4 protein-coding genes are annotated in these 5,487 nt (G+C 51.9%); 1 reads left to right on the forward strand and 3 read right to left on the reverse strand.

The features are described 5' to 3' along the window. Window positions 1-146: 146 nt before the first annotated feature. The 3 genes from clpB to rluD all read right to left on the reverse strand — a co-directional run bounded on the left by clpB (window position 147) and on the right by rluD (window position 4,558). Window positions 147-2,720, reverse strand: a complete 2,574-nt coding sequence (gene clpB, locus FDW98_RS21555) for an ATP-dependent chaperone ClpB (RefSeq protein WP_096756110.1) — start codon at window positions 2,718-2,720, stop codon at window positions 147-149. A gap of 129 nt (window positions 2,721-2,849) precedes the next feature. Next, window positions 2,850-3,581, reverse strand: coding sequence for a purine nucleoside phosphorylase YfiH (yfiH, locus tag FDW98_RS21560; protein WP_096756109.1), 732 nt, complete (start codon window positions 3,579-3,581; stop codon window positions 2,850-2,852). Continuing rightward, on the reverse strand, window positions 3,578-4,558 hold the full coding sequence (gene rluD, locus FDW98_RS21565; RefSeq protein WP_096756108.1) for a 23S rRNA pseudouridine(1911/1915/1917) synthase RluD: 981 nt from the start codon (window positions 4,556-4,558) through the stop codon (window positions 3,578-3,580). Before rluD ends, yfiH begins: the two co-directional genes overlap by 4 nt. 131 nt (window positions 4,559-4,689) lie before the next feature. Between rluD and bamD the strand changes: the two genes are divergently transcribed. Further along, window positions 4,690-5,427: an outer membrane protein assembly factor BamD gene (bamD, locus tag FDW98_RS21570; RefSeq protein WP_096756107.1), complete on the forward strand. Its 738-nt coding sequence runs from the start codon at window positions 4,690-4,692 to the stop codon at window positions 5,425-5,427. Window positions 5,428-5,487 lie beyond the last annotated feature (60 nt).

Raw genomic sequence — 5,487 nt, forward strand, 5'->3', positions numbered from 1 at the left:
GGGAGTTATTTCAGGCTGACAAGGGGAAAATACAAAAAACTTATCAACCGATTACTTTTCCATCAAAACTAGTAATGGAAAGTTATTTTCGCCTGGTTTTTAAACAAAAACGAGCCCCGCAGGGCCCGTTTTTAGTATTTTGTGACTTACTGCACTGCCACAATGCGATCGTCATTCACTTCCAGACGAATCGTTTTGCCAGGAACCAGCTCACCCGACAGGATTTGCTGGGCCAGCGGATTTTCGATCTGTTGCTGGATAGCACGTTTCAATGGACGCGCCCCGTAAACAGGATCGTACCCGTTCGCGCTCAGCAGTTTAAGCGCCTCGTCAGAAATGTGGATTTCATAGCCACGATCTTCCAGACGTTTATACAGACGCTGCAGCTGGATCTGGGCAATAGACGCAATGTGTTGTTCACCCAACGGATGGAAGACAACAACTTCATCTATACGGTTAATGAATTCCGGACGGAAGTTTTGGCTGACCACGCCCAGCACCATGTCTTTCATGTGTCCGTAGTCCAGGTCGCCAAAACGTTCCTGAATGAGATCGGACCCCAGGTTAGAAGTCATGATGACCACCGTATTACGGAAATCGACCGTTCTCCCCTGCCCGTCAGTCAGTCGACCGTCATCCAGCACCTGCAACAGAATGTTGAACACATCCGGATGCGCCTTTTCCACTTCATCCAGCAGGATGACGGAATAAGGGCGACGACGCACCGCTTCTGTCAGGTAGCCGCCCTCTTCATAGCCAACGTATCCCGGGGGCGCACCGACCAGACGAGAGACAGAGTGTTTCTCCATAAACTCAGACATATCGATACGAACCATCGCGTCGTCGCTGTCGAACATAAAGTTAGCCAGCGCTTTACACAGTTCGGTTTTACCGACACCGGTTGGCCCAAGGAACAAGAACGAACCGATCGGACGATTCGGATCGGACAACCCTGCACGGCTACGGCGAATCGCGTTGGATACCGCTTCCACCGCTTCGTTCTGACCAATGACGCGGTTATGCAGATCCTGCTCCATACGCAGCAGTTTTTCACGCTCGCCTTCCAGCATGCGGGCAACAGGGATCCCCGTCCAACGCGCCAGTACTTCGGCGATTTCCGCATCCGTCACTTTATTACGCAGCAGGCGCATGGTTTTGCCTTCAGACTGAGTGGCTGCTTCCAGCTGTTTTTCCAGCTCAGGAATTTTGCCGTACTGCAGCTCAGACATCCGTGCCAGGTCACCCACCCGACGAGCCTGTTCGATAGCGATTTTCGCCTGCTCCAGTTCAGCCTTAATCGTCTGCGTACCGGAGAGTGACGCTTTTTCCGCTTTCCACTCTTCTTCGAGCTCAGAATACTGACGCTCTTTGTCATCCAGCTCTTCATTAAGCATATCGAGGCGCTTTTTACTCGCCTCGTCAGACTCTTTCATTAACGCCTGCTGTTCCAGTTTGAGCTGGATGATTCGGCGATCGAGTCGGTCCAGTTCTTCCGGCTTGGAGTCAATCTGCATACGAATGCTGGACGCCGCTTCATCGATAAGATCGATGGCTTTGTCCGGTAGCTGACGGTCAGCAATGTAACGATGAGATAGCGTCGCTGCCGCGACAATTGCCGGGTCAGTGATCTGCACGTGGTGGTGCAGCTCATAGCGTTCTTTCAACCCACGCAAAATGGCGATGGTGTCTTCCACGCTCGGCTCGGCAACAAACACTTTCTGGAAACGACGTTCCAGTGCCGCATCTTTTTCGATGTACTGGCGGTACTCATCAAGTGTTGTAGCCCCTACACAGTGCAGTTCGCCACGAGCCAGTGCCGGTTTCAACATGTTCCCGGCATCCATGGCACCATCGGCTTTACCTGCGCCAACCATAGTATGCAGCTCATCGATAAACAGAATGACATTGCCTTCCTGTTTCGACAGATCGTTCAGCACACCTTTTAAACGTTCTTCAAATTCACCGCGATATTTCGCCCCGGCCACCAACGCGCCCATATCCAGCGCCAGTACACGGCGGCCTTTTAAACCCTCCGGCACTTCGCCATTAATGATGCGCTGCGCAAGCCCTTCAACAATGGCCGTTTTACCGACACCAGGCTCACCAATTAATACTGGATTGTTTTTAGTACGGCGTTGCAGCACCTGAATGGTGCGGCGAATTTCTTCATCACGACCGATAACCGGATCGAGCTTACCCTGCTCGGCACGTTCGGTCAGGTCGACGGTGTATTTTTTCAAGGCCTGACGTTGGTCTTCAGCCCCCTGGTCGTTCACGCTTTCACCTCCACGCATCTGTTCAATTGCCTGAGTGATATTAGCGGTCGTCGCCCCCGCTGATTTTAATAAATCGGTCAGCGTACCGCGTGACTCAAGCGCCGCCAGAACGAACAGTTCCGACGAAATAAAATTGTCCCCACGTTTTTGCGCCAGCTTGTCGCAAAGATTCAGTACACGCACCAGCTCCTGAGAAGGCTGCACATCACCGCCGGTGCCTTCTACCTGCGGCAAGCGGCTCAATGCCTGATCAATGGCTGTGCGTAACTGGCCGGCGTTAATGCCAGCAGACGTTAACAAAGGACGGACCGATCCCCCTTCCTGATTAAGCAGGGCGCTCATTAGATGAAGTGGTTCGATAAACTGGTTGTCGTGCCCCAGTGCGAGTGACTGGGCATCGGCGAGTGCAAGCTGGAATTTATTAGTAAGACGATCCAGACGCATAACTCCTCCCATAACAGGTCAAAATTGCTACTGGAGATTAAATGAGGTCATCCCTCAATTATTCAAGGTGAATGACCTGAATTATGTGAAAAGAAAATTACGCGTACCGGATCGTCTTGATTCTTTAGGTTATATCAGCCAAATAAAACTTGCCATACGACCGGTGGTTTTGTCGCGACGATAAGAGAAGAAAGTCTCACTTTCGCTGAACGTACAGCGGTCACCGCCGTAGAGGTTCTCAACCCCAACATGTGCCAGACGCTGGCGAGCAAGCTGATAAATATCTGCCAGGTACTTTTCACCACGTGGCACAAATGCGCTGTCTGCTTGTGGATCTTTGACCATAAACGCATCACGCACTTCAGGCCCCACTTCAAATGCACGGGGACCAATTGCCGGGCCTAACCAGGCAATAATGTTTTCGGGTTTATCAGCAAAACACGCAACGGTCTCTTCAAGCACGCCTGCACATAACCCGCGCCAGCCCGCATGAGCCGCCGCGACTTCCGTGCCAGCACGATTACAAAATAACACGGGCAAACAGTCCGCCGTCATCACTGCACACACTGTGCCCGGCGTATTGCTGTAAGACGCATCCGCACGCTTAGAAGAATAAGGCTCGCCGGTAAGTTTCAGAACCTCTTTACCGTGCACCTGTTCGAGCCAGACCGGTTTTGAAGGCAGATTGCCCGCAGCAAAGAGTCGTTTGCGGTTCTCTTCAACATGTTCCAGGTTATCGCCGCAATGGGCCCCCAGATTCAGCGAATCGTACGGCGGCAAACTGACGCCACCAATACGGGTAGAACTACAGGCCGCGGCGCCTTGCGGCAGCGGCCACTGCGGGACAATTAGCTTACTCATAGCCAGGCCACATCATCCTTATGCTCTTCGAAATCGGCACGCATCACGGCAATCAGATCAACCATATCTTGCGGAATTGGCGCATGCCATTCCATTTCGATACCTGTGATTGGGTGATACAAGCGCAGCATGGTGGCATGCAGCGCCTGGCGGTCGAACTTACGCAGCGTAGAAATAAATTCATCCGATGCGCCTTTCGGTGGACGTGGACGGCCGCCGTAGACCTGGTCACCCACCAGCGGATGGGTAATATGCGCCATGTGCACGCGGATCTGGTGCGTACGTCCGGTTTCCAGACGCAGCCTAAGGCGCGTGTGTACACGGAAGTGCTCCATAATGCGGTAATGCGTCACCGCAGGTTTCCCCATGGGATGCACGGACATATGCGTACGTTTGGTGGGATGACGGCTGATAGGCTCTTCTACAGTGCCACCGGCTGTCATATGACCAATCGCTACGGCTTCGTACTCACGCGTAATTTCACGCAGCTGTAGCGACTCGACCAAACGCGTTTGCGCCGGAACCGTTTTTGCTACCACCATTAATCCGGTGGTGTCTTTATCCAGACGGTGCACGATACCTGCACGAGGAACATCCGCAATCGGCGGGTAGTAATGCAGTAACGCATTCAATACCGTGCCATCAGGATTACCGGCGCCCGGATGTACCACGAAATCACGTGGTTTGTTGATGACCAGAATATCGTCATCTTCATAAACAATATCTAGCGGGATATCTTGCGCTTCAAAACGAATTTCTTCGTCAATTTCAGCATTGATGGAGACACGTTCTCCACCCAAAACTTTTTCTTTCGGTTTATCGCAAAGATTCCCGTTTACCAGCACGCGCTGATCGAGGATCCATTCTTTTATGCGAGAACGCGAATAATCAGGGAACAATTCGGCCAAAGCCTGATCTAAGCGTTGACCGAGCTGATTATCGGAGACTGTTGCGGTGAGTTCTACTCGTTGTGCCATAAACTGCTTCTTCGTTTAACGTTGGGTTTTACGGCTTTGCCGTTTAATATAGTGTGCTATTGTAGCTGGTCTTAACCGGGAGCAGGAACAGAGAATCTCCCGTAAAACATTTTGAGGAAAGTCAAAACGTCATGACGCGCATGAAATACCTGGTGGCAGCAGCCACGTTGAGCCTGTTTTTGGCGGGTTGCTCTGGTTCAAAGGAAGAGGTGCCCGATAACCCACCAAATGAAATCTACGCGACTGCTCAGCAAAAGCTGCAGGACGGTAACTGGAAACAGGCAATAACGCAATTGGAAGCGTTGGATAATCGCTATCCATTTGGACCTTATTCTCAGCAGGTGCAATTAGATCTCATCTACGCCTACTACAAAAATGCCGATCTGCCGCTCGCTCAGGCCGCCATCGATCGTTTTATCCGTCTGAACCCGACACACCCTAACATTGATTATGTCATGTATATGCGTGGCCTGACCAATATGGCGTTGGATGATAGCGCACTGCAAGGATTCTTTGGTGTTGATCGCAGCGATCGCGATCCACAGCACGCCCGAGCTGCGTTTAATGACTTTTCCAAACTGGTACGTGGCTACCCGAATAGCCAGTACACAACGGACGCCACCAAGCGCCTGGTATTCCTGAAAGATCGCCTGGCGAAATATGAGTACTCCGTTGCTGAGTACTACACCGCACGCGGCGCGTGGGTTGCTGTGGTGAACCGCGTAGAAGGTATGCTGCGTGACTTCCCGGATACCCAGGCAACACGTGATGCCTTACCGCTGATGGAAAACGCCTATCGCCAGATGCAGATGACTGCACAGGCCGAAAAAGTGGCGAAAATTATTGCCGCCAACAGCAGCAATACCTGATTCCTCGCTGAATGCAAAACGGCAGCCCTCGGGCTGTAATGCTGATCAGTTAAGGATCGG

The organism is Citrobacter sp. wls711, from assembly GCF_005281055.1.
GTDB lineage: Bacteria > Pseudomonadota > Gammaproteobacteria > Enterobacterales > Enterobacteriaceae > Citrobacter > Citrobacter gillenii.